A 23405-nucleotide genomic window follows, 5' to 3' on the forward strand; every position below is an offset into this window, starting at 1 on the left:
AAGCGTCAGAGCGCCACAGGCTCGTCCGGATGATAGGCCATGCCGCGGGCGCGAAAGCGCTCCGGAGCTCCGGCATCGGAATATTTTGCCAGTTCGTCCATATCCGTCTTGTTCAGGATCACGCCAGCGGTCTTCGACGCGATGCCGGGCTCCGCTTCCAGAAGGCTTTCCACCAGTTTCACCGGCGTTTCCCCCCATTCGGCCACGAAGATATAGGCATCGACATAGGGCGAAAACGCCTTGGCATCGATGGTCGGCACCAGCGGCGCGAGATCAACGACGATATATTCGAAGCGGCTGCTGACCGTTTCCATCAGCCTGCCCATTTCAGGCGATGCGAGCAGTTCGCTGGTATGTGGCAGGGCATTGTGCTTGGAAGCAATCGGCAGAACAGCAAGGTTGGCCTTGGCATCGATGGTGATGGCGCTCGTCCACGGCGCATCGCCGCGCAGCACTTCCAGAAGACCGCTTTCCGGCTCGGTGTCGAGAACAATGCTCGATCCGCCGGCCGTCGGGTCCGCGTCCAGAAGCAGGGTGCGCTTGTTCATGGCGCCCAGCATGCTGGCGAGGTTTGCAGCAACCGTGGACTTCCCCTCCCCCGACAGGGCTGAGACGACAGCGATCACCCGGCATTCGCGGCTGGGCAGGGCGACATCGCAGGCAAGCTTGGCATTGCGCAATGTTTCGGCAAAGGCCGAGCGCGGATGATCCACGGCCACCCGGGTGAGTTTCTTGGCAAAGCGGGCGGCATCTTCGGCCAGCGCCTGATCATCGACCTGTTCCGCGACCTTGCCCCCGCTCTTGCGCGCCTTGGCGGCCTCGGCTTCGCGCGCCTTGACCTTTTGCGAGCGCAGAAGCGGGATATAACCGAGGAACCGCAGACCGAGCCGGCTGCGTACATCCTGGCCCAGCCGGAACGACCGCTCCTTCAATTCGAGCGCCGTTGCAAGACCGCCGCCGACGAAAAGGCCAAGCACGACGGACAAAGCCATGGTGATGGTCTTTTTCGGGCTGGACGGTGCTGTCGGCACACCCGCCTCCGATATCACCCGAGCCTTGGCAATCGGGAAGGACTGCTGCTGCGTTGCCTGCTCGAAACGGTCGAGATAGGTCTGGTACATCGCCTTCAGCGAAGCAGCCTTCTGCTCCAGTTCACGCAACTGCACGACCGACACATTGGCCTGCGAATTGCTGCCGGCTAGACGGTCGATGCTGTCGCGCAGCGATTTTTCACGCGAGCTTGCCACTTCATAGTCGTTGCGGAAGCCCGATGTCATCTGCTGCAATTCGCGGAAGATCTGCTGGGCGATATCGGCCTTCTGTGTAGCGAGCAGCTTTGCCTGTGGGTGATCCGGGCCGAACTGTTCCTCGACGGTGCGCTGGCGCTCCGATGCCGACTGGTAGCGCTTGCGAAGATCCTGGATGACCGAATTTCCGCCGTCCGTGGAGGAGACGATGGCATTGTTCACCGCCGCATCCGGGCCCTGATCGACAATCGCCTTGTACTGGTTGAAGCGAGCAGAGGCGGTTGCCGTGTCGGCCTGTGCGACGATCAGCTGGCTGGTGAGATCGGAAAGTTGCTGGGCCGACAGAAGTTCGCCGCGCGGCGAAATGAGCCCGTTCTTGATCTTGTATTCCTCGACCGCCAGCGCCGCATCCTGCGAGCGGCGATTGAGATCGGTCAGCCGCTCCTGCAACCAGTCGGAAGCCCGCTCGGTGGCATTGAAATTGGCGCTCAGCTGTTCGGTCAGGTAGGCGGCGGCATAGGCCTTGGCAAGCTGCGTCGACAACAGCGGCTGCGGTGACTGTACCGCAATGGCAATGACCGAACTGCGCCCGACGCGGTTGACGTCGAGCGATTGCTGCAGGATGGCAGAGGCCTTTTCGCGCCGGCCATTGCGCGCCGCCTCTTCCGACACTGGCGGATCCGACGGTTTCAGCAATCCGACGATGCTCTTGACGCTGCCCTTCACAAGACCGATCGGCGATTCCGGCGGATCGAGAAACAGCGCATTGTCGGCAAGCTTCAGATCGTCGGCGACCCGAAGCGCAAGCGCCTTCGATTTCAGGATTTCCACCGCGCTCGACATGCGGTTGTCGATCTGCTGGGCCGACTGGACGTCGGTTTCGTTTTCGGCATAGCGCGACAGGTTCTCGTCGATGAGGATCTGCGTCATGGCCGTATAGGCCGGCGGCGTCATCAAAAGATAAAGCCCGGCCAGCACCATGGCGGCCAGGACGCAGAGGCCGATCAGCCGTATCCGCCGCATCAGCGCGGAAAACAGCCGGTCCAGATCGATAAACGAATCCTGATCCCGGTTTACGCTCGGAAACGTCGTCGAACGAAGGTTGATATGGTCCATCAGAAAGATCCTTTGGCGTCCCTCGACGCGAGGGAGATAATCAGGATGACGCCTTGGCAGGACGTGTGGCGGAACCGATGAGACGGCGCAGACGCGCCGCAATCGGCATTTTGAGATGGCGCAGGGCGCCGGGATGGGCAATGGCGACCTTCAGGCAACCGGGGAGCGAGCGGTGCTTGATGTGCGACACCAGCGACAGAAAAGCGCCCGCTTCAATGAGGCTGCGGCTGCGGCGTTCCTGTGCCCGTCGCGCCTTGGCATCCAGCGGATAGGCTTCGACAAAGCCCTTGTCCGCATCGATCATGGCGCGGACATGCTGCGGCTCGAGCACCCGCGAGATCGAGCCCTCGCGGATATGGTAGACATAGCCGACACTCGGTTCGACCGCGCAGCGACCGCCGCTTGCGAGCGCCGAGGCGAGCAGCAAATAATCCTCGCCGATCCGTAGGCGCTCATCGAAGCGCAGGCCGGTGCGCACGAGAAAATCCCGCAGAAACATCGGCTTCATGTAGCCGAAATTGAAAGTGGACCGGAAGATGACGTTGGATTCGATGAATTCGGCAAGCGTCAGCGAGGGGCGATGCTGCAGATCGCGTTGCGTAAACATGGTCACGGCCGGCTCGCCCGGTTTCACCACGTCGAGATTGTCGACGACGATCTCCGCTTCGAGGCGGCGTGCGCAGGCAATCATTGCTGCGGATCGGTCTTTCTTGACCTCGTCGTCGGAATCGAGAACCGCAATCCACCGGCCACTGGCCGCCGTAAACCCCGTGTTGCGGGCTCCGGCCGGGCCGCCATTGCGTACCATCTCGATCAGCCGCACGCGCGGATCGCCATAATAGCGCACCAGTTCCGCCGTGCCGTCGCTCGAGCAGTCATCGACGACGATGACCTCGACCGAGACGCCCACCTGGGCAAGCGCGCTGTCGATTGCCCGCCCGATGGTTTCGCGCGCATTATAGGCGGCAATGACAAAGCTCACATCCGGGATGCTCTCGGGCAGCACGTGGTCGCTCTTCAGGCCTTCGTCTGTCATGCAGCCTCCATCGAACCATACTGGCGGATTTCGCGCATGCCGAAGAGGCCGCTGATGGCGCCCAGATGCAGCATGGCGCGCAGCGCATAGCGGTTTCGCGCCACGGGCGAAAAGAACGAAACGACGGCAGCGCCACCGCAAAATGCCGCTTTGAGACCGGCGAGCCCCGCCTGGACCATACGGCCGGCAAGCGAAGTTTTCGCGGCAAGGATGCGACCATGCGTCTGGCCGGACCGGAACCGACGTTTCATCAGCCAGCCGAGCTGCGCCCGCTTGGGTGGCACAGGTTCAACCAGCATGGCCTTTTCCGCAAAGGCGATGAGGCCGCCGTCGTCGGTGACGCCGCTGAAGAAATGGGTGTCCTCACCCCCGCTTTGGCCGAGCGCCAGCGCGAAGCGGCGCCCGCGCACGCGCGGAGAGCGCATGTCGAGAAGGACATTGCAGGTATAGCCCGTGCGGATGGAACCGCCGACCCAGACGGGCAGCGTCGAATGGAAATCGCCGCTCTTCATCCAGCCCGGAGCGCCCTCGCCGTAGAGCGCGCGGACCGGCCCCAGCACGGCATCGGCAGTGGTTGCCGAAGCGGTCGCCAGAAGCTCGCCCAACCATTGCGGGTCGGCCGTTTCGTCGTCATCGATGAAGGCGAGGTAATCGCCATGGCTTGCGTGCAGGCAGGCGTTGCGAGCAATCGAGATATTGGACTTCGGGCAGTGGACATACTGGATGTCGAAGGGCGAGCGGCGGCGCAGGCTCTCGACCAGCTCTTCGGCACTCGGTGTCGCGTCATTGTCGGCGACGATCAGGCGAACGCGAGTGCCCGCCGGAACGATCAGCGCAAACAGCGACAGCAAGGTCTCCTCAAGCTCCGGCCGGCGGAAGGTGCAGATGCCGATATCGACATGGACGAGGGATTGATCGCGATCGTCTCTCATGCGGCAGCCCTTCCGGGTCGAATGCGCAAAACTTCAAGCCAGAAGCCGGTGGACCAGGCGAGATGCATGATCATGGCCGACACCGCCGCCAGCGGACCGTGGGGACTGCGCTGCGAGACCGCGATCCAGAGACCATAGGCGATGCAGACACCCGCCCAGGCGAAAAGCGGCACGGCGGCCAGCCAGTGCACGACGGACAGAAGCGCAAGCAGCGTAACCGGCATCACGGCCAATGGCAGGGCCTGGCGCAGTTTCGGGATCGAACGATGCTTCAACAGATTGCGCGCCCTGCCCCGCCCATAGCCGAGATATTGGCGGAAAAGCGCCAAGGGACGTGTGCGCGGATAATAGGTCATGAAGGTTCGCCCGGTCATCCAGATGCGAAAACCGGCCTTGCGCAGACGAAAATCCAGCTCCGCATCCTCATTATGGGTGAAGCTCTCGTCATAGCCGCCGACGGCGCGAAATGCCGCGATGCGCATCAGCGCGTGATGGCCATGGTCGATCCAGTGGCCGGCGCTGCCGGCGCGATGTTTCGAGCCGCCATTGCCAAGCTTGGAATTCTGCGCCACGGCCGTTGCCTTCTGGAAGGATCCGAAACCGACCGTCTTCATCCCGACAACGATGGAATCGGCTCCCGTATCGACCGCCTCCTGCAACAGGGTCCGGCAGTAATCGAGGGGATAATCGCCGTGGGCATCGACGCGGATCAGATAATCGCGCCCGTTTCCATATTCTGCGACCGCCAGATTGACTGCCACGCTCTGGATGCGGCGGGGATTGGTCAGCAGCACCAGATCATCGATCTCCTCGGTCAGACGCGACACGATGGCGCGCGTGCCATCGGTGCTGCCGCCGTCGGCGACCACGATCAGCATGTCATGATTGCCGCGCCCGGCATTCAGCTGGCGCAGCAGCGGCTCGATATGGGCTGCCTCGTTGAGACAGGGAATCACCACCAGGGCTTTCATCTCGGGCAGGACGGGCTCAGACATCATGATCCTTCCGATTGCAGGGGCGACGACAGGGAGAGCGCGCCGGAGGGCGGCACCTTGGTGCAAAGAAGGCCGAGTTGGCGCACGAGCGCCTGGCAATCCGCCTCGCTGGTGATCCACTGCCGGCGATCGGTCGCGGCAAGCTTTTCGAACAGGCTGTTGTACTGGGTGACCGTCAATGCACTGAAGCAGGCTTCCAGCGCTGCGGGATCGGCGGTTGGCAAAAGAAGGCCAAGACCACGACGGGCAAGGAACCGCCCGGTTTCGGTGGAAGACAGCGCAATCGGCACAGCGCCGTGCAGCGCGCCTTCATAGAGCCGGTTGGGTAGCAGCCATTCCGAATTCAGCCCCTCCTCGAAAAAGTCGATAGCCCAGACGAACTGGATATCACTGTAGATGTCCTGCAGGTCCTCGGGATTGCGATAGGTGCCGTGAAAGGAAACATGCGGGGTCGCGGCGACGCGCGCCTCGAAATCGGGAAATTCCTTCGGCGAAACCCGGCCACGAATGACGATTTCGACGCGACCGTTCATGGCGGATGCAAAACGGCTGAGGATATCGAAGGATTTCCTGCAGCGGATGGCACCGAACCAGCCGATGCGCCAGGGCGCATTGGCAAGTGGTGGGCGCGGCGCAGCAGGCGCGGTACCGCCCTGTGGCGAAAGCTCCAGAACCTGGTTTTCGAGAAGCATGACCGGCAGGTCGAGACGCGACAGCGGCTTGAAATAATGGGCGACGAAGGCCGGCGAACTGGTGACCAGAAGCGAAGCACTGCGCCCGAAAAAGCCTTCGGCTGCGCGAAGAAGCCTGCCCTTCACCCCTTCGTCGAGAAGAAGGCGATGAATATCGAGGCACTCATAGACCACCGGCACATCCTTGCCGAAATGGCCGGATGTGGCACCGGCCAGCGCCAGGGTCTCCAGATTGCGGGCCAAGATCACATCCGGCCGATCAAGCCCACGCAACAGGCGCGACAGCGACAGGCGCGCCTTGATGACGGCTGCCATACGCTGGCCAAGGCGACCATCGGCCGTCCGGCCCAACACGACAAGACGAATTCCCGGTTCGTCGGCCAGGCGGTTTTCATCGCGCAGAAAGCCGGCGACGGTCACCGTCGCGCCGCCGGCCTTCAGCATGATCACCCGTCTGCGGATCGCCGGATCGGACAGATCGTGGGCGAGATAAAGAACGTTCAACGTCACGTCGTCCAACTCCTACTTCCTGCCCTGAACGAAGGCGCAAACCATGGTGGCAAAGCCGCGACCGCGGCTCAGTTCAACGTGCAGAGGACCGAGCCCTCGAACTTGCATTTCTCGCCGAGCGCGGTGAAGGCGATGCGATCCACCTGCATGGAAACCGGGCCGTTATAGGCAAAGGTGCCCATCCAGTCCTTGAAGGTGTCGGAGCCCCAGAGGCTGGCAAAGATTTTTTGCGGATGGGTGGGGATCTTGGCCGGATCGGTGACTTCGTGAACCAGCTTGCCGTTCAGAAAATAGCGCAGCCGGTTCTTTTCCCAGATGAAGGCATAGGTGTTGAACGCCTTGTCGGCGCCGCCCGCCACCGGCACCAGCTTCTCGTTGCCGCCCTTGGCCGAGATATACTGGTTGACCTGCACTTCGTTGGTGTTCTTGCCGAGCACCTCGAAATCGATCTCGTCATGCGGCTGCTTGTCGGTTGGCCCGATATAGCTGAAGAACGCCGAGTTGAGCCCCGACCCGGTCGCTGCCTTCATGCGGATCTCGTAGGTGCCGTAGCCATAGCGCTGGCGCGTCTGGATTTCGCCGCAGGTATAGGCGCGTTCGGCGGTCTGCTTCTGGCGAAACTCGAGCGTCAACTGGCCGTTTGCGACGGTAATGGCATCCTTCGACCAGGTGCAGTTCTGGTGAGCGCCATTGTTCCAGCCATCGGACAGATACCAGAAGGTCGAATCAAGCTTGTCGAAATTCTCGACGAAAGAAGCGCCGGTCGTCTGCGCCATGGCCGCCGGGGCGGCGAACGTCACCAGGGCCGCAAGCGCCTGTGGAACGATCATCTGCCGGATGTGTGCGAAAGGGGACATGCTTTACCTCTGTTGTTGCGTGGCCGCAGCGCGGCCGCTCCCAAGCGTCTCGACCTGCCTCGAAGGGCTGGACGAGCTCCTGCGACGGCCCCTGCTGCCGGTCAGAACCTCGTACAGGCCCGGGACGTACCGCAGGGCCAGACGGTTGCTGATGATAAGGGCGGTAAAGGTGATGAGGACGGAGACGACGTAAAAAACCGGATAGAGCGCCGCATCCGCATGGCGGTTCCAGACCATCCACAACAGCACGAGCAGCGGATAATGGGCGCAGAATGTCCAGAAACTCAGGCTGCCGGAATTGGCCATCCGCTGTCCAAGCCGCGTGCGAACAAGCGGTGCGGAGATCACCCAAAAGCCGACGGCGCCGAGGATTGCGAGCGTATTGCGCAGAATGTTGAGCGTGTCGGGATAGTCCGGCCCGGTGTTGAAAAGGCCAAGCGCCAGAACCGCCGCAAGCGCCAGAACCAGCGCCGCAATGGGCAGCGCGTAGGGATCCAGTCGCTTAAGATCGACACGATAGAGCGCAAAAAATATCCCCAGGGTGAAACTGAAGAGAATCGATTGTTTCAGGACGATACCGGAGGTGAGTGCCGGAAAGACCGCCACCAGAAACAGCACGCCGAGCACCGCCGTCGGCACGCGGCGGACGAGAAAGGCGAGGATCGGCGAAATCAGGATGCACACCATCAGGTCGCGCAGGAAATAGAGCGGGAGATTGACCGGAAAATCGTTGAACGCCAGCGTGTGGTTGAGCCACTCGCCGAACGAGGATCCCCACAGGTCCGGAAAATAACCGATCCCCATGCCGAAATGCTGGATGAGCAGCACGAAGAGCAGAGCCGCAAAGTTCCACAGAAGAAAAGGCAAGAGAACCGTGCGGCTCTTTGACAGGAGCGTGCGGCGGTAATCGAATGTCTCCAAGCCTTTATGGAAGAGGAGATAGCCGGAGATCGCGCTCAGGCACGGAACGCCGATGCGAAACAGGCTCTCGCCCAGGAAGACACGCACCCAGTCAAAAAAACCGTTAGGCTCAATGAACGGACTTGCGTCGAGATCATACGGCACGTGCACGAACACGATGCCGCTGATCAGGAGAATGCGCATCAGGTTGATGCGGGAGGATATGTTCTGGTCCACAGGCATATCGTTGACCCCTCTTGGGTTGCGCCTCCCCCGCAACCGAATTTCAACCAGAGCAGACGTCGGCCCTCGAAGCCAAAGCATGCTGTTCAGTGTTGGGGAAAATGTGGCAGTGCAACAAAAACTCAAGATGGGCGCGACCTCCGACAGCTGGAGATCAGGCCGTTCCCCATTCGACAGTCCGGATGTGCAGCGGCTGGATGCTTGGAATCAAAGGATAATTTTCCAAGCTGGCACACCATCGATCCTGTTCCATTTCTCGACACCGGCATCGGAATAATTCCGACAGAGAGACGGAATGCCGCCTCTGCCGCTTAAAAACCACCGCAAATTACGGCGGAAATACGGCAGAAATGCTACGAAACGGCGGCAACGGCATCTTTGCAGCACATTACCGTTCGAAATTGACACGTATGCGTGAAAATGAAACATATTAAGGCGACGGATCGACAGGAAAATCGCCTTCGTTTGACTGCCTCTTGCCGCAATGCAAAAAACGGACAAATTTCCCCTCGAAACTAAAAGCTTTCCGCGCACAGACCACGCACGGGAAGAGCTTGATGCATCAGGCGAGTGCTCCCACAAAAGGCCGTCGTGGCCAGGGTCACCCGCAGGAACTGCCGCTCACCGAAGCAGCCTGGCGACAGCCGGGCGGTTTCATGTCTTTTGAAAGCAGGGCACTTCATGGCGACCTTCACGGTTATCATTCCGTTCTACCAGCAAGAGCCAGGCGTGCTGATGCGCGCCTTGCGGTCCATATTTGCGCAGACCTATGCGGATTTCGATATCATCGTGGTCGATGACGAATCCCCCTATCCGGGCGAACGGGAACTGGAGGGTCTGAGCGCGGATGAGCGGGCGCGGATCACGCTGATCAAGCAGCCGAATGGCGGCCCGGGCGGTGCACGCAACACCGGGCTCGACAACATCCCCGCAGACACCCGCTATGCCGCCTTCCTGGATTCCGACGACATCTGGCTGCCAACGCACCTGGAAAACGCCCACAAGGCGCTGACGGGGCTTGAGGCCGATTGCTACTGGGCCTCCATGCAAGCGGACGATGATTTCTATTACCACTTCGGCATGGCCAAGCTTCGCGAGGAGGCCGGCGCGCAGCCGGTCATGGAAAATCCGCTGGTGCTGGAAGTGCCGGATCTTGCCAGCACGATGCTGAAGAACTGGAGCTTTCTGCACCTGTCCTGCATGGTCATCGGCCGGCAGATCTTTGAAACGGTGCGGTTCGATCCGGCGCTGCGGCTGGCCGCCGAAGACGTGCTGTTCTTCTGCGACTGCATTCTTGCGGCCAAACGTCCGGTCCTCTGCGACGATGCCGGGGCCGGACGCGGCCGGGGCATCAACATCTTTCACAGCATCGACAACCAGTCGCCACAGTTCCTGCGCCAGCAGTTCAACACCTGGGTCGCGCTCGACCGGCTGGAGCAGCGCTTTGCGCGGCGCCCCAACGATGTGGCATCGATTGCCTCCTACAAGAACACCGCGCGCCGGCAGGCGCTGTGGAGCCAGGCCGGACTGGTGCGCAAGCGCAAGGTGCCGGATCTTTCAACACTTGCCCGCTGGGCCTGGCGCGATCCGGCCCTGATCAGAACAGTGCTGGAACTTGGCACCGGCAAACTGAAGGGCGCCCGCTGATGGCCCGCCTTCTCCTTTCTCCCCAACGGACCCCGAGGACCGCACTATGAAGCCTTACTTCTGGGAATCCCATCACGGCAATTTCGGTGATGACCTGAACCTCTGGCTGTGGGACTACCTGCTGCCGGGCCTGCGCGACAGCCATCCGGATACGCTGCTGGTCGGCGTCGGCACTGTCTTGAACCCGGTCCTCCTGCCGACGGGCGTGCGCAAGCTGGTCATCGGCAGCGGTTATGGCTACGGCACGCCGCCGGACGTCAGCAACCCGGCCGAATGGGATGTGCGCTGCGTACGCGGGCCGCTGACGGCTGCAAAGCTCAGCCTTGCCCCGGACATGGGCATTATCGATCCGGCGGTCATGGTGACAGACATGCCGGAATTCCAGAACCTGCCGAAGCGGTTCAAGAAAACCTTCATCCCGCACTGGGAATCGGCGGAATTCGGCATCTGGCAGAATGTCTGTGAGCCGGCGGGCCTCACCTATCTCGATCCGCGCGGCGAAGCCAAGGACGTGATTTCGAAGATTGCGCAGTCGGAGTTGATCGTGGCGGAATCCATGCATGGCGCCATCCTTGCCGATGCGTTTCGCGTGCCGTGGATTGCCGTCAGCACCTCGCGATCCATCAACAGCTTCAAATGGACCGACTGGGCAGAGACGGTGGGGGCGACCTATGCGCCGCGCTATGTGCCGGTATCAACGCGGGCCGAGGCGGTGCAGAAGCAATCGCGCTTCTGGGGGCTGAAATTCCCTGATAGCGCTCAGTCTGCCGGAGCCACGACAATTTCGGCTGTCGCCGAGACTGCAACGCTGGAAAAGCCGCAATCGGCGGCCTCGCCGGGCACCAAAACCATGCTGCGCAACGCTGCCAAGCAGATGCTGGCGGCACCGTCAACGCTTGCCCTGTGGCAGGCAAGCCGGGCGGAACCGCAGCTATCCCCCGATGGCAGCCTTGAGGAACGCAAGGCACGCTTTCGCGAGGTTCTGGACGGCGTGCGGCGCGATTACCTGCTGGCGTAACTGACGGATCATGGCCACCCTGCCCTCACCGGCAGCGTGGCTTACCGCCTCAGCGCTGGGCGACAGGCACGCCCGGGAGAAGATAGCGCAGCTTGCCCGCCGGCACCGGCGGCTGGCTCTGCCCTCCCTTGCCGGCACGCGCCTCCCACTTGTCGGCAAGAACGCCGGACAACACCGCCGGCGCAGAGGCCGGATGCGAGAGCAGATGCCGGATGGCCGCCCCCTTGCCCTCTCGCGCTTTCACGTCGAGGATATGGCGAAGGTCGTAGCGCGCCTTGATATGACGCTCATGGCGCTCAACCATTCGCGCCTCTTCGGGCTTCAGGAGACCGGGCGTCTGGCGAAGCCTGCGCTCGGCCTCGTAGAGCCGGCGCAGGTCATCGGTGCGGTGTGCACCGCTTAGCGAATTTGCCCGCACCACGGCACCATATCCGCAATGGTCGATCACCTTGTAGCGGGCGCCGTGGGCGAGCGCGCGCAGGTAAAGATCGTAATCCTCGCCAAGCCGCAGATCCTCGTCGTAGCGCAGGCCATGAGCCAGCATGAAGGCGCGCCGGATGACCGGCTTCAGGAAGCCGATCTCGCCGCGCCGGACACCGCGCTTGGAAATATTACCCTCGACAAAATCGATGAGCGACAACTGGCGTGTTCGCGCCTGGAAACGCTCGGGCTCGATAGCAAGCGCCGGGTCATGGTGAATGAAGCCGATATTGTCGGCAATGAGATCCCAGCCGCTTTCCGCCTGCATGGCGGCAAACCGCCCGGGAAAGAAGAAATCATCCGCATCCAGAATGGCAATCAGCGGCGATGTCGAGATGTCGATGGCGTGGTTGCGGGCCGCGGATGGGCCGCGGTTCTTTTCAAAACGCGCAACGACCAGACGGCCACTGCCATCGTCGGCAGCCAGTGCCGCAGCGTCCGTTCCATCCGACGAGCCATCATCCACCACCACCACTTCGCCGACGGCCTCCTCCCTGAGGGCCGAGGCGATGGCCTTTGAAATCGTGTCGGCGGCATCCTTGGCCGCGATGATGACGCACACCTTTTCAGGGGCATTGACGGTCATGGCAGTCTCCGTTTCGGTCGATCGCTCGAACACGAACCTAGGATATTTGCCAGAATATGGAAGCACCTGCAGCAAAATTGCAGCCGTGGAGGTGGTTCCTAGTGGTCGCTGACCTTCAGATGCGAGGTGGATGGGCGGATCTCGCCGGAGATTGCACCGTCGCTGCTGCGCGAGACACTGCCGCTCTCCGCGGCCTTGCGGACCCGTGCGGCCCGTTCGCGCGAGACAAGAAACAGGACGCAGAGGAAGTAACCGGTCTGCAGCAGGATGGCGCAAAGAATTGTTTGCCAGAAAGTTGCAACGGCCGAGCCCTGGAGGAAGTAGGTAGCGACGGCAAACACCACAAGCACGATCGACATGCTGGCAATGACACGTGGTCCATACATGGTCGAAACCTCCCGGCACTTGGCCCTGCGTCGTCACCGCCTCGGCTTTGCTCTTTGCCCACCCGCCTTATCGCAAAATGCCGACAAAACGCTATCACATTCCTGTGGCCACCCTTCATGAATATTTCGTAATGAACTCATGGAAGGCCGCTTGCAGCTTATGCCCGATTTCGGCCGCATTAAACCGCCGCCGCTGTCCGATACGACCTTTTCAATCGGTTGAGGCGCGGTTTTTGATCAAAATTTGTTACAGAGAAATGCTGCGCTGCGATCGCCTCATTGCGATGCAACATAAACATTGCGGCGCACAAAAATGAGTGAATGACAGTTATTTATTGGGCAAAATCGTCAGTTTCAAGCAATGATATCGGAGTGGTCGGCAAGTTTATCCCTGTGCAACCTGCCACAGCGCGCAGTGGCGCGACTCACAAGACTATTCCAGACCAAAAAGAGACAATATATCTTGAATTTCAGCAAAAACTGCATTTCGATCTCGGAAAGTATCGCCTCATAACGAGACACTTCATAACCCAAAATGGCACAAGCTCGGGCGGTCGCCATAAAAAAATAACTGGAAACAAATTCCAAACACACAATTATTGTCCCATCCGCCGGCACATGATGGGCCGCAAGGGCACCGACCACTCGCACCACCAATGGAGTTCCTCTCTATGAAGTCCGCGACACGATCGGCAATTTCGCCGCTTACCGCACCCGACGACCTGCACTTCGCCTTTCCCACAGGCGGTGTTGCCAAACGCGCTTTTGATATCACCACGGCGATGATCGCCCTGGTCGTGTTCAGTCCGCTCTTCCTGATGATCATGGCCCTGGTCAAGTTCACCGATGGCGGCCGCATTTTCTACGGCCACAGCCGCGTCGGCCATAACGGACGCAGCTTCAAATGCCTCAAGTTCCGCACCATGGTGATGAACGGGGACGAAGTGTTGCGCAAGCACCTGCACAACAACCCCGAGGCTGCCGCCGAATGGCGGGCAACCCGCAAGCTGAAGGATGATCCGCGCGTCACGGCTGTCGGCTCGGTCCTGCGCAAGCTGAGCCTCGACGAACTGCCGCAGCTGTTCAACGTCATTCGCGGCGAAATGAGCATTGTCGGCCCCCGCCCCGTGGTGGACGAGGAACTGACGCTTTACGACAATTTCGCCGTCTATTACCTGCGCACGCGCCCCGGCCTCACCGGTCTGTGGCAGATCAGCGGCCGCAACGACGTCTCCTATGAAAGCCGTATCGCCTTCGATACGCACTATGTCCAGAACTGGTCCCTGATGCGCGACATGTCGATCATCCTGAAGACCATTCCCGCCGTCTGCATGTCGCGCGGAAGCTACTGATATCAATCGGTACAGTTCGACCGCGCATGTCTTGAGGCGCGCGGTTCTTATCCCCCTTAAGCTCTTATGAATGGCGGATGGCGTCGACGAAAGTTCGACGTCCTTGTCCGCCCTCAACCAGGAATATTCAATGCTGGCAAAACCAAGCGCGACGCAAAAGAGCGGCTCCAGACGCATCATCGCCTGCCTGATGGCCGGCATGACGCTGGTCATGGCCGGCGCAGCCATGGCAGATGACCAGACCTACAAGCTTGGCGTGATGGACAGGCTGCGCATTCGCGTTGCGGAATGGCAGCCTGCCGAAGGCGTCGTCAAAAGCTGGGATGCGCTGAGCGGCGATTACAGTGTCGGCGCGTCGGGCACCCTCTCCTTGCCCTTCATCGGCAACCTTGATGCCGCAGGCCGCACGCCGGCCGAAGTGGCGACAGACATCGGCGCAAAGCTTCAGCAGCAGTTCGCCCTTAGAAACCTGCCCTCCGCATCGGTGGAAGTCGCTGAATTCCGTCCGGTGTTCCTCGCCGGTGACGTCCAGACGCCAGGGCAGTATCCGTATTCGCCCAATATTACGGTTTTGAAAGCCGTAAGCCTTGCCGGCGGCCTGCGCCGTTCCGACAGCGGCCAGCGCTTTGCCCGTGATTTCATCAATGCCAAGGGCGATCTCGCCGTCTATGATGGCCAGCGCGCCCGCCTCATCGCCCGCCATGCCCGGCTGGAAGCGGAAATGTCCGGCGCCCCCGAGATCAAGGTGCCTGCGGAACTGCAGAAGGTCGCCAATGCGTCCGAGCTGATCCGCAGCGAAACTGCCTTGATGAAGCAGCGCCGCGACCGCTATGAATTGCAGCTGAAGGCGCTGGCCGATCTCAAGGCGCTGCTGCAGAGCGAAGTGGAATCCCTGCAGCGCAAGACCGAGACACAGACGCGCCAGCTCGACATCGTCGAAAAGGATCGCGAAAAGATCAGCCGCCTCAGCGACCAGGGTCTGGCGCTCAGCTCCCGCATGATTTCGAGCGAGGAGCGGGCAGCCGAGGTTCAGTCCGCCCTTCTCGATATCGACACCAATTCGCTGCGGGCCAAGCAGCAGATCAGCCAGGCGAACCAGGACGAGATCAACCTGCGCAATGACTGGGAAGCGCAGCGCGCCAAGGAGATGCAGGATACCGAGGCGGAACTGGAAAAGCTGAACCTGCAGATCGGCACAAGTCAGCAACTGGTGGCCGAATCGCTGGCGCAGTCCGCCGAAGCCCTGAAATTTGACCCGCACGGCAAGTCCGCCAGCATCCGCTACTCGATCGTGCGCGACGATGGAACAGGCGCCAAGGAAATCGCCGCCGACGAAACGACGAAGCTTCAGCCCGGCGACGTGATCAAGGTCACCTCCGAACTCCTGATGCAGTAACGCCCATGAAGATAGCCAAGGCCGCCTTGATCAATCCGGAAGAAAACGCGCTGTACGGCACGGCGGCAGTCATGCTGTCGCTGTTCGTCTTTGCCTATTCCAGCCGGTTCGGTCAGGTCTCGATCCTTGGCTATTATGCCGTCTGGCTGCCGCTGGTGATGCTGGATTACAAGCGGGTGCTTGGAAACCCGATGCGCTCGTTCTGGATCTTCGGCTTTGCCGGTTTCTGCTTTCTGTCGGTCTTCTGGTCGCCGGCACCGGGCGTGTCGCTTCGCACCGCAATCCAGTACCTCACCCACATCATCTGCGCGCTGATTGCCATGCGCACCCTCAGCGTCGCGACGCTCGTGCGCGGCGTCATTGCCGGCTGCGCCGTGGTGCTGGGCTATTCGATGCTGTTCGGTGTCTACCACTTTGATCCTCTGGACGGCACCTACAGCTTTGTCGGTGCCTTTGCCTCGAAGAACCAGCTCGGTTTCTATGCCTCTCTCGGGCTCTACTTTGCCTATGCGGGCATCATGCTGATGGGCATGCGCCGGCTCTGGCTGGCCGCCTGTGCCGGCACGGCGCTCTTGTCGGCCTACTGCCTCCTTGCCTCGCAATCGGCCACGTCGGTTCTGACGACGCTTGTCATCATTGCCGCCTGCAGCGGGCTGCAGGTTCTCCTGCTTCTGGCGCCGACCACCCGCAAGATCGTCTTTGCCAGCGGCATCATCCTTGCGGTCATCGGCGTCAACGCCGCCCTCACCATGGGCGCCATGGATGCGGTCCTTGGAATTTTCGGCAAGGATTCAACGCTGACGGGACGCACCTATCTGTGGCAGCAGGGCATCGAGGCGGCGCGCCAGTCTCCGTTGATCGGGCTCGGCTACCAGGGTTACTGGGTGCAGGGATTTCCGGAGGCGGAACGCCTGTGGGAGGAATTCTACATCGGCTCGCGCAGCGGCTTCCACTTCCACAACACCTATATCGAGACGATGGTGGAAACCGGCGTGGTTGGAACCGCGCTTCTCGCGCTGACGCTGCTTGCCGGCTTCTTCGGCCATCTGAAGCGGGTGCTGCATGATGGCCGCAATCTCGATTCCATGGTGCTCTTCGGGCTTCTGGCACTGCTCCTGGTGCGCTCCTTCGTGGAGATCGACATCATGCACCCCTACCATGTCGGGTCGTTCCTGTTTTACTTCGCCGTCGCGCGATTGTCGCTTGGCTCGCGGGTCCCCTCGCCTGCCTTCGAACGTGCACGCTTTTTGCTCGAACGGCGGGCGCATCTTGCATGACGCAATTCAGCGCCGAACGGCCGGACGGGATCACACCATGAAGACGCTCTACGGCATTCAGTATCTCCGGGCGATCGCAGCGCTTGCCGTGGTCCTGTTCCACGCCGCCGAACGCTTGGACGAGAATTTCGCCATCGGCGCTGCCGGTGTCGATGTCTTCTTTGTCGTCAGCGGCTTCATCATGATCGTCATCAGCCAGAACCGGAACCAGACGCCCGGCGCCTTCCTCAAGGATCGCCTGTTGCGCATCGCCCCGAGCTACTGGCTTGCAACGACGGTGATGGTCTTCGGCGCATTTGCCGGTCTCTTCCCGAACCTCGTAATCGATACGCCGCACCTGATCGGCTCGTACCTCTTCCTCCCCGTCCTCTCGCCGAATGGCGGCGCGCTCTGGCCGGTTCTCGTCCAGGGCTGGACGCTGAATTACGAAATGTTCTTTTACCTCGCCTTTGCCGCCTCGCTGATGCTGGCACCCGGCCGCCGCCTTGCGGCCCTCAGCCTCATTTTTGGCGCGCTGGCTGTCGTCGGCTTTGCCGTGACGACACCCGGCACCCCCGCTTTCTTCTATACGCGGCCGCTCATTCTGGAGTTTCTGGCCGGTGCCGTGATCGGAAGGCTCTGGCTGTCCGGCCGCGTGCCGCGCGCCGATACCGGGCTGATGCTGATTGCGGTTGCAATCTTTTCCTTCACGGCGATCTATCTGCTGCGGGCCGAGTTCAACACCTTCCTCTGCGCGCCGCTCGCCATCTGCCTTGTGCTGGGCGTGCTGGCGCTGGAAAAGGCCGACATGCTGCCGACACTGCCGGGACTTGCCTATCTCGGCGACGCGTCCTATTCGATCTATCTCTGGCACACCTTTGCCATCTCGGTGGTGCTGAAGCTTGGCCTTTCCGCCGGCCTGCCGACATGGCTCATCCTCTGGAGTGGTGCCGTGATCGGAACGCTGGTCGGCATCGCCTGTTACGAGGTGATCGAGCGGCCGCTCCATGTCTTCATCAAGCACCGCCGCATCGTCTTTCGCCTGCCCGGGCGCCGGGTCACCGCCGACTGATCATTCGACCGTTGCACGGCAGACCGGTTCAGTAGCGGGCAAGATCCTCGTGCGCCAGTCCGAAATGATCGAGGATCATCTGGATATTGCGCCGGTGCGGCTTGAAGTAGACGTCGAACAGGTCACCGACCAGCGGCAGGCTGCCGAAGACAGCATCGGTGCCGATATTGGCAAGCATCTGCATCTGCTTTGACGTCGGCAGTCCAAGCCGGCGCGCTTCGTTGACGATGACGAGACCGATCACCGCGCCTGCCGCGTCGCCCGCCACCGGCAAGAGGCCCATGACGGAATCGGCGCCGAAGCGGATATTGGTACCAGGTACGCGCAGCGCCGTATCCATGAGGCGGGCAAGCTTTGCCATGCGCACGAGGCGGCGCATGGCGTTAGCATCCAGAACGGTTCTGCGCCGTGCCGCGCCGTGTAATGGGTCTGCATCTGCCATTGCCGCAACCCCTGTCGCTTCGATGAGGCGCTAACGAGGCAGCGATCAAGCGGTTCCCCGAACGTCCGGGGAACCCACCAAAATCATCAGGTCACGGCGCCGACCTGCCACGGCACGAATTCGTTGTCGCCGTAGTCATAGATTTCGCTCAAGGTCTTCTGGCCGGAGGCAACGGCAATGATATGCTCGAAGATGCGCTCGCCGGACTGTTCGATCGTCTCGTCACCCGTGACGATGCCGCCGCAGTTCAAATCCATGTCTTCGCGCATGTGCTCGTACATGTCTGTATTGGTGGCGATCTTGATGCAGGGGGACGGCTTGAAGCCGGAGACCGAGCCACGTCCCGTGGTGAAACAGATGACGTTGCAGCCGCCCGCCACCTGGCCCGTCACGGCCACCGGATCGTAACCGGGCGTATCCATGAAGACAAAGCCGGGTTCGGTCACCGCTTCTGCAAACTCGTAGACGGCCTTCAAGGGCATGGAGCCGCCCTTGGCCACGGCGCCCAGCGATTTTTCCAGAATCGTCGTCAGGCCGCCAAGCTTGTTGCCGTGCGAGGGGTTGTTGTTGAGTTCATCGCCATTGCGGGCGGTATAATCGCGCCACCAGTCGATGCGCTGCAGAAGCTTTTCGGCAACCGCCGGCGTCACGGCACGCCGCGTCAGCAGATGCTCGGCACCATAGATTTCAGGCGTTTCCGCAAGGACCGTCGTGCCGCCATGGCGCACAAGAAGGTCTGAAGCGTAACCGAGGGCCGGATTGGCGGAAATGCCGGAATAGCCGTCGGAGCCGCCGCATTCCAGCGCAAGCTTCAGCTTCGACAGCGGCTGCGGCGTGCGGCGTGCCGCATTCACCACCGGCAGCATCTCCTTGATGATCTCGATCGCCGCATCGATGGTCTTGCGCGTGCCGCCATGCTGCTGGATCGTCATCGTGCGCAGCCGGTCGCCCTCTTCCATTTTGTAATGCTCGAGGATGGGGCCGATCTGGTTCGTCTCGCAGCCAAGCCCGATCATCAGGATGCCGCCGAAATTCGGATGGCGGGCATAGCCCTGGATGGTGCGGATAAGCAGGCGGTAGCCTTCCGACTTGTTATTGAGCGCACAGCCGGTGCCATGCGTCAGCGCCACGACGCCGTCGATATTGTCAAAGCCGTCGAGCCCGCCCATGCGGTTGAAGTAATCGGCGATGTAGCGCGAAACGGTGGCAGAACAGTTGACCGACGAGATGATGCCGATGAAATTGCGCGTGCCGGCACCGCCGATGCCGCGGTCAAACCCCATGAAGGTGCGCCGTTCGGCAAGCGGCAGCATGCCTTTTTCCTCGATATCGACACTGAACTGGTGCTCGTGCTCGGACGGGAGCATGGCAAGGTTGTGCAGATGGACATGATCTCCCGGCGCAATATCCTGCGTGGCAAGGCCGATGATCTGGCCGTATTTGCGCACCTCATGGCCCGTGGCGATGGCGCGGATCGCCATCTTGTGGCCGCGGCCGATCAACTGGCCGGCGACAATGCCATTGAAGCCGGAGTCGGTGCCCGGCTGAAGCGAGCGGCGGGTCACCACCACATCGTCTGCGGCATTGAGCAAAATCACGGGTGAAACGGTGTCTGTCATCATGTCTCCTCCTCCCTGGAGGTCGTCTTGGAAAATCATCGCGATCAACGCGGTTCGCTATCCAGCCAGCGGCGCTTCGATTCCTCCAGATGGGCATGCATCATCGCCTGTGCCAGCAATGAATCACGCCCCTCCAGCGCCGTGTAGATCTGTTCGTGTTCAAAAAGCGCCATGCTCCAGGTGTCCGGCGTCTCGAAATGCTCGCGCAATTGCGTCGACAGGGGGCTGTGGCGATCGTCGAAGAGTTCGCCCACGAGACGTGCCAGGACCCCGTTGCCCGACTGGCTGGCGATCGTCAGGTGGAACTGACGGTCGTGCTCCACGGGCTTGCGTCCTTCGGCAATTTCGGCGGCCATGCCGTCCAGGATCTGACGAAGGGTCTTCAGGCACTCGGTCGTCATGCGCGACGAGGCGAGCACGATGACCGCGCTTTCAACGGCAGCGCGCGCCTGCATCAGCTCAACCGGGCTCTCCCCCATCGAGGCGGATGTGGCGGCCCGTCGTTCCGTGTTTGCCACGAGATAGATGCCCGAGCCCATGCGGATCTCGACCGTGCCGTCGATTTCCAAAGCGATCAGGGCCTCGCGCAGGGATGGGCGGGACACACCGAGTTGCAGGGCGAGTTCGCGCTCTGAGGGCAGGCGCTGGCCAAGCCTGAACTGGCCCGCCTGGATGAGCCCACGGATCTGATCCGCCACCTGCTGATAGAGCCTGCGCTCCGTCGTTCTGAACCCGTTCATCACCACTCGCTTCTAATTGGCCTTACCATAGGCAATCACCCCAAAACTGGCAAGACCAATAATTTAAGTCGAAAATACAGTACGATAAGCTGATTAACAACAACCAAAACCGTCTCGGCGAGAAATTGGCTTGACCAGTTTGGCAAGGCCGCTTACCAATAGGCCCGCAGTCGACGGGTGGAGCTGGATCGACGGCGCAGGATGCGCGAGGAGGACTTCAATGCACAGCGGCGAGATCAATTCCGTCAATGCGACACCCCGCGCAGCTGCGGCCTCTGCACGCCATGCGGGTGATGCAGGCGGCGCGCCGCTTCTCAGCCTTCAAAACATTTCCAAGGAGTTTCCAAGCGTCCGGGCCCTGGCTGACGTAAGCTTTGACTTACACCGTGGCGAGGTGCATGCGGTTTGCGGCGAGAACGGCGCCGGCAAATCCACGCTGATGAAAATCATCAGCGGCGTCTACACGCCGACCTCCGGCCGCATCGTCTACAAGGGCGTCGAGCGCAGCTTTTCCTCGCCGCTGGAAGCGGAAAACATCGGCATCGCCATCATCCACCAGGAACTGAACCTGGTGCCGCACATGACGGTGGCGGAAAACATCTATCTCGCTCGCGAACCTCGCCGGGGTTTTCTCGTCGACCGCAAGAAGCTGAAGGCGGACGCGCAGGCCTGTCTTGACCGGCTGGGCGTTTTGATCTCGCCGGATCGTCTGGTGCGCGAACTGTCGGTTGCCCAGTGCCAGATGGTGGAGATCGCCAAGGCCCTGTCGCTGAATGCCGAAGTGTTGATCATGGACGAGCCGACCTCGTCGCTGACCGAGCAGGAAACGCGCCTTCTGTTCAAGGTGATCCACGACCTGAAGGCATCCGGCGTCGGCATCGTCTACATCTCGCACCGGCTGGACGAGATGGCTGAGATCGTTGACCGCGTCACCGTGCTGCGCGATGGCCAGTATGTGGCGACCGATCATTTTGCCGATACGACGGTGGACGATATCGTGGCCAAGATGGTCGGCCGGTCGCTCGAGGAAAAGTTTCCCGAACGCACCTCGACGCCGACCGAAGAAGTGATCTTTTCGGTCGACAACCTCACCCGTGCCGGCGTCTTCCGCAATGTCAGCTTCACGCTGCGGCGTGGCGAGATCCTCGGCTTTGCCGGTCTGATGGGTGCCGGCCGCACAGAAGTTGCCCGCGCCATTTTCGGCGCCGATCCGCTGGACAGCGGCACGGTGACCATGGATGGCAAGACGCTTTCGATCCGCTCGCCGCGCGACGCAATTGCCAGCGGCCTTGCCTATCTCTCGGAAGACCGCAAGGCGCAGGGGCTCGCCGTCAAGATGCCGGTCGATGCCAATATGACGCTTGCCAATATGGAAGAGCTGTCGAACCGCTTCGGCCTCATCGACTTTGGCCGTCATGCCGAGGTGGCCAACGAATATGTCGATCTCCTGAGCATCAAGACGCCCTCGATCCGTCAGCCGGTGCGGCTGCTGTCGGGCGGCAACCAGCAGAAGATCATCATCGGCAAGTGGCTGTTTCGCAAGTCGCGCATCCTCTTCTTCGACGAGCCGACGCGCGGCATCGATGTCGGGGCGAAATACGCCATCTACAAGATCATGGACGAGCTGGCGCGCGATGGCATCGGGGTCATCCTGATCAGTTCGGAACTGCCGGAAATTCTGGGCATGACCGACCGTGTCGCGGTTTTCCACAACGGCACCATCACCGGCATCCTGGAGACGGCCAAGACCAACCAGGAAGAAATCATGCGTTACGCCTCCGGCTACGGGCACAGCCCGAAGGCCAGAACGGCGAATTGAGGACAATGATGAGCACACCGAGCGAACCAAAGAGCCGCCGCCTCAGCGACCGGCAAAAGGATGTGATCCAGAAGTTTGCCGCCCTTGGCAGCCTCTTCGTGTTGATCGCGGTGTTTTCCAGCACCAGCAATGCCTTCTTCACCGTCAACAATGGCATGACGATCGCGCTTCAGGTCACGTCGATCGCGCTGCTCGGCATTGGCGCGACCTGCGTCATCATCACCGGCGGCATCGATCTGTCGGTCGGCTCGGTCCTGGCGCTTGCCGGCGTGGTGGCGGCGCTTGCCGTCAAGGAGCTCGGCATGCCGGTTCCGATCGGCATGCTGATCGGCATCCTCACCGGCTCGGCCTGCGGTCTGGTGAACGGCATTCTCGTGACCCGCATGAAGCTGCCGCCATTCATCGCAACGCTTGGCATGATGCTGATTGCCCGCGGCGTCGCGCTGCAGATCACCGGCGCGCGCGCCGTCTCCGGCCTTGGCGAAAGCTTTGGCGAACTCGGCAACGGCTCGCTGTTTCGCATCGTCACGATCGGTGACGATGGTTTTCCGAACGTGGTGTTTCCCGGCATTCCCTATCCGGTCGTCCTGATGGTGGTGATCGCGCTTGCCGTTTCCTTCATGCTGAACCGCTCGGTGCTCGGGCGCCATATCTACGCGGTCGGATCGAATGTCGATGCGGCGCGCCTGTCGGGCGTCAATGTCACCCGCGTCACCAATTTCACCTATGTACTCTCCGGCACGCTGGCGGGCCTCACTGGCTGCGTGCTGATGTCACGCCTCGTGACGGCCCAGCCGAATGAAGGCGTCATGTACGAACTGGATGCGATCGCAAGCGCCGTCATCGGCGGCACCTCGCTGATCGGCGGCGTCGGCACGATTTCCGGCACGGCCATCGGCGCCTTCGTCATCGGCATCCTGCGCAACGGGCTCAACATGAACGGCGTCTCCGCCTTCACACAGCAGATCATCATCGGTCTCGTCATTCTGGTCACCGTCTGGATCGACCAGTTGCGCAACCGCCGATGAGAGAGGGCGCGGACCCTTATCCGCAAAAGACAAGGG

General features: G+C 61.3%; 21 protein-coding genes. 9 read left to right on the forward strand and 12 right to left on the reverse strand.

Translation table 11 applies throughout. The features are described 5' to 3' along the window. Nucleotides 1-5 precede the first annotated feature (5 nt). From ACEXP3_RS08405 to ACEXP3_RS08435, 7 genes are all read right to left on the reverse strand, one after another. Complete coding sequence (locus tag ACEXP3_RS08405; RefSeq protein ID WP_377296824.1) at nt 6-2363, reverse strand: Wzz/FepE/Etk N-terminal domain-containing protein; 2358 nt, start codon at nt 2361-2363, stop codon at nt 6-8. Nucleotides 2364-2403: 40 nt separating this feature from the next. Continuing rightward, on the reverse strand, nt 2404-3399 hold the full coding sequence (locus ACEXP3_RS08410; protein ID WP_377296825.1) for a glycosyltransferase family 2 protein: 996 nt from the start codon (nt 3397-3399) through the stop codon (nt 2404-2406). Further along, nucleotides 3396-4331 carry a glycosyltransferase family 2 protein gene (locus tag ACEXP3_RS08415; RefSeq protein ID WP_210105366.1) on the reverse strand — a complete coding sequence of 312 codons (936 nt, stop codon included), beginning with the start codon at nt 4329-4331 and terminating at the stop codon, nt 3396-3398. Before ACEXP3_RS08415 ends, ACEXP3_RS08410 begins: the two co-directional genes overlap by 4 nt. Next, nucleotides 4328-5326: a glycosyltransferase family 2 protein gene (locus tag ACEXP3_RS08420; RefSeq protein ID WP_377296826.1), complete on the reverse strand. Its 999-nt coding sequence runs from the start codon at nt 5324-5326 to the stop codon at nt 4328-4330. Before ACEXP3_RS08420 ends, ACEXP3_RS08415 begins: the two co-directional genes overlap by 4 nt. Next, complete coding sequence (locus ACEXP3_RS08425; protein ID WP_377296827.1) at nt 5326-6528, reverse strand: glycosyltransferase; 1203 nt, start codon at nt 6526-6528, stop codon at nt 5326-5328. Before ACEXP3_RS08425 ends, ACEXP3_RS08420 begins: the two co-directional genes overlap by 1 nt. A gap of 68 nt (nt 6529-6596) precedes the next feature. Continuing rightward, entirely contained in the window at nt 6597-7385 is a 789-nt protein-coding gene (gene exoK / locus ACEXP3_RS08430; RefSeq protein WP_377296828.1) for an endo-1,3-1,4-beta-glycanase ExoK, read from the reverse strand. A gap of 3 nt (nt 7386-7388) precedes the next feature. Continuing rightward, nucleotides 7389-8528 carry an acyltransferase family protein gene (locus ACEXP3_RS08435; protein ID WP_377296829.1) on the reverse strand — a complete coding sequence of 380 codons (1140 nt, stop codon included), beginning with the start codon at nt 8526-8528 and terminating at the stop codon, nt 7389-7391. 79 nt (nt 8529-8607) lie between these two features. Here ACEXP3_RS08435 and ACEXP3_RS08440 point away from each other — a divergent pair, with 79 nt between their 5' ends. The 3 genes from ACEXP3_RS08440 to ACEXP3_RS08450 all read left to right on the forward strand — a co-directional run bounded on the left by ACEXP3_RS08440 (nt 8608) and on the right by ACEXP3_RS08450 (nt 11193). After that, on the forward strand, nt 8608-8805 hold the full coding sequence (locus tag ACEXP3_RS08440; RefSeq protein ID WP_377296830.1) for a hypothetical protein: 198 nt from the start codon (nt 8608-8610) through the stop codon (nt 8803-8805). A gap of 404 nt (nt 8806-9209) precedes the next feature. After that, nucleotides 9210-10175, forward strand: coding sequence for a glycosyltransferase family 2 protein (locus ACEXP3_RS08445; RefSeq protein WP_377296831.1), 966 nt, complete (start codon nt 9210-9212; stop codon nt 10173-10175). Between the two features lie 46 nt (nt 10176-10221). After that, nucleotides 10222-11193 carry a polysaccharide pyruvyl transferase family protein gene (locus ACEXP3_RS08450; RefSeq protein ID WP_377296832.1) on the forward strand — a complete coding sequence of 324 codons (972 nt, stop codon included), beginning with the start codon at nt 10222-10224 and terminating at the stop codon, nt 11191-11193. 49 nt (nt 11194-11242) lie between these two features. Here the strand turns inward: ACEXP3_RS08450 and ACEXP3_RS08455 are convergent, their stop codons facing one another. Both ACEXP3_RS08455 and ACEXP3_RS08460 read right to left on the reverse strand, forming a co-directional pair. Further along, a complete protein-coding gene (locus ACEXP3_RS08455; RefSeq protein WP_377296833.1) occupies nt 11243-12259 on the reverse strand; it encodes a glycosyltransferase family 2 protein in 1017 nt (338 codons plus the stop codon). Between the two features lie 98 nt (nt 12260-12357). Next, nucleotides 12358-12645: an exopolysaccharide production repressor protein gene (locus ACEXP3_RS08460; protein ID WP_377296834.1), complete on the reverse strand. Its 288-nt coding sequence runs from the start codon at nt 12643-12645 to the stop codon at nt 12358-12360. Between the two features lie 671 nt (nt 12646-13316). On the opposite strand from ACEXP3_RS08460, the gene ACEXP3_RS08465 reads away from it, so the two are divergent. The 4 genes from ACEXP3_RS08465 (at nt 13317) to ACEXP3_RS08480 (ending at nt 17721) form a co-directional block, all read left to right on the forward strand. Continuing rightward, the gene (locus ACEXP3_RS08465; RefSeq protein ID WP_377296836.1) at nt 13317-13997 is read left to right on the forward strand and encodes a sugar transferase; all 681 of its coding nucleotides are present in this window, start codon (nt 13317-13319) and stop codon (nt 13995-13997) included. A 130-nt stretch (nt 13998-14127) separates the two neighbouring features. After that, nucleotides 14128-15393: a polysaccharide biosynthesis/export family protein gene (locus ACEXP3_RS08470; RefSeq protein ID WP_377296837.1), complete on the forward strand. Its 1266-nt coding sequence runs from the start codon at nt 14128-14130 to the stop codon at nt 15391-15393. A 5-nt stretch (nt 15394-15398) separates the two neighbouring features. Beyond that, complete coding sequence (locus ACEXP3_RS08475) at nt 15399-16670, forward strand: O-antigen ligase family protein (protein ID WP_377296838.1); 1272 nt, start codon at nt 15399-15401, stop codon at nt 16668-16670. Between the two features lie 37 nt (nt 16671-16707). Further along, nucleotides 16708-17721 carry an acyltransferase family protein gene (locus ACEXP3_RS08480; RefSeq protein WP_377296840.1) on the forward strand — a complete coding sequence of 338 codons (1014 nt, stop codon included), beginning with the start codon at nt 16708-16710 and terminating at the stop codon, nt 17719-17721. A gap of 28 nt (nt 17722-17749) precedes the next feature. Here the strand turns inward: ACEXP3_RS08480 and ACEXP3_RS08485 are convergent, their stop codons facing one another. From ACEXP3_RS08485 to ACEXP3_RS08495, 3 genes are all read right to left on the reverse strand, one after another. Then, entirely contained in the window at nt 17750-18100 is a 351-nt protein-coding gene (locus ACEXP3_RS08485; protein ID WP_377296908.1) for a DUF4112 domain-containing protein, read from the reverse strand. A gap of 149 nt (nt 18101-18249) precedes the next feature. Then, the gene (locus tag ACEXP3_RS08490) at nt 18250-19782 is read right to left on the reverse strand and encodes a UxaA family hydrolase (protein ID WP_377296841.1); all 1533 of its coding nucleotides are present in this window, start codon (nt 19780-19782) and stop codon (nt 18250-18252) included. A gap of 44 nt (nt 19783-19826) precedes the next feature. After that, nucleotides 19827-20522 (reverse strand): FadR/GntR family transcriptional regulator, encoded by a 696-nt coding sequence (locus tag ACEXP3_RS08495; protein WP_210105354.1) that lies wholly within the window; start codon nt 20520-20522, stop codon nt 19827-19829. 220 nt (nt 20523-20742) lie between these two features. Between ACEXP3_RS08495 and ACEXP3_RS08500 the strand changes: the two genes are divergently transcribed. After that, on the forward strand, nt 20743-22341 hold the full coding sequence (locus tag ACEXP3_RS08500; RefSeq protein ID WP_377296842.1) for a sugar ABC transporter ATP-binding protein: 1599 nt from the start codon (nt 20743-20745) through the stop codon (nt 22339-22341). A gap of 8 nt (nt 22342-22349) precedes the next feature. Further along, nucleotides 22350-23369 (forward strand): ABC transporter permease, encoded by a 1020-nt coding sequence (locus ACEXP3_RS08505; protein WP_210105647.1) that lies wholly within the window; start codon nt 22350-22352, stop codon nt 23367-23369. Nucleotides 23370-23405: the final 36 nt, after the last annotated feature.

The sequence above is a fragment of the Neorhizobium fuzhouense genome (assembly GCF_042611105.1).
Classification (GTDB): Bacteria; Pseudomonadota; Alphaproteobacteria; order Rhizobiales; family Rhizobiaceae; genus Neorhizobium; species Neorhizobium galegae_A.

What these genes read in the sequence shown, in the direction of transcription:
- ACEXP3_RS08465 (WP_377296836.1), top strand. Translation starts at nt 13,317, where the DNA reads ATGAAGTCCGCGACACGATCGGCAATTTCGCCGCTTACCGCACCCGAC.
- ACEXP3_RS08410 (WP_377296825.1), bottom strand. Translation starts at nt 3,399, where the DNA reads ATGACAGACGAAGGCCTGAAGAGCGACCACGTGCTGCCCGAGAGCATC.
- ACEXP3_RS08460 (WP_377296834.1), bottom strand. Translation starts at nt 12,645, where the DNA reads ATGTATGGACCACGTGTCATTGCCAGCATGTCGATCGTGCTTGTGGTG.
- ACEXP3_RS08485 (WP_377296908.1), bottom strand. Translation starts at nt 18,100, where the DNA reads ATGCGCCGCCTCGTGCGCATGGCAAAGCTTGCCCGCCTCATGGATACG.
- ACEXP3_RS08475 (WP_377296838.1), top strand. Translation starts at nt 15,399, where the DNA reads ATGAAGATAGCCAAGGCCGCCTTGATCAATCCGGAAGAAAACGCGCTG.
- ACEXP3_RS08435 (WP_377296829.1), bottom strand. Translation starts at nt 8,528, where the DNA reads ATGCCTGTGGACCAGAACATATCCTCCCGCATCAACCTGATGCGCATT.
- ACEXP3_RS08505 (WP_210105647.1), top strand. Translation starts at nt 22,350, where the DNA reads ATGAGCACACCGAGCGAACCAAAGAGCCGCCGCCTCAGCGACCGGCAA.
- ACEXP3_RS08500 (WP_377296842.1), top strand. Translation starts at nt 20,743, where the DNA reads ATGCACAGCGGCGAGATCAATTCCGTCAATGCGACACCCCGCGCAGCT.
- ACEXP3_RS08445 (WP_377296831.1), top strand. Translation starts at nt 9,210, where the DNA reads ATGGCGACCTTCACGGTTATCATTCCGTTCTACCAGCAAGAGCCAGGC.
- ACEXP3_RS08420 (WP_377296826.1), bottom strand. Translation starts at nt 5,326, where the DNA reads ATGTCTGAGCCCGTCCTGCCCGAGATGAAAGCCCTGGTGGTGATTCCC.
- ACEXP3_RS08405 (WP_377296824.1), bottom strand. Translation starts at nt 2,363, where the DNA reads ATGGACCATATCAACCTTCGTTCGACGACGTTTCCGAGCGTAAACCGG.
- ACEXP3_RS08455 (WP_377296833.1), bottom strand. Translation starts at nt 12,259, where the DNA reads ATGACCGTCAATGCCCCTGAAAAGGTGTGCGTCATCATCGCGGCCAAG.
- ACEXP3_RS08415 (WP_210105366.1), bottom strand. Translation starts at nt 4,331, where the DNA reads ATGAGAGACGATCGCGATCAATCCCTCGTCCATGTCGATATCGGCATC.
- ACEXP3_RS08450 (WP_377296832.1), top strand. Translation starts at nt 10,222, where the DNA reads ATGAAGCCTTACTTCTGGGAATCCCATCACGGCAATTTCGGTGATGAC.
- exoK (WP_377296828.1), bottom strand. Translation starts at nt 7,385, where the DNA reads ATGTCCCCTTTCGCACACATCCGGCAGATGATCGTTCCACAGGCGCTT.
- ACEXP3_RS08440 (WP_377296830.1), top strand. Translation starts at nt 8,608, where the DNA reads ATGCTGTTCAGTGTTGGGGAAAATGTGGCAGTGCAACAAAAACTCAAG.
- ACEXP3_RS08490 (WP_377296841.1), bottom strand. Translation starts at nt 19,782, where the DNA reads ATGACAGACACCGTTTCACCCGTGATTTTGCTCAATGCCGCAGACGAT.
- ACEXP3_RS08480 (WP_377296840.1), top strand. Translation starts at nt 16,708, where the DNA reads ATGAAGACGCTCTACGGCATTCAGTATCTCCGGGCGATCGCAGCGCTT.
- ACEXP3_RS08470 (WP_377296837.1), top strand. Translation starts at nt 14,128, where the DNA reads ATGCTGGCAAAACCAAGCGCGACGCAAAAGAGCGGCTCCAGACGCATC.
- ACEXP3_RS08495 (WP_210105354.1), bottom strand. Translation starts at nt 20,522, where the DNA reads ATGAACGGGTTCAGAACGACGGAGCGCAGGCTCTATCAGCAGGTGGCG.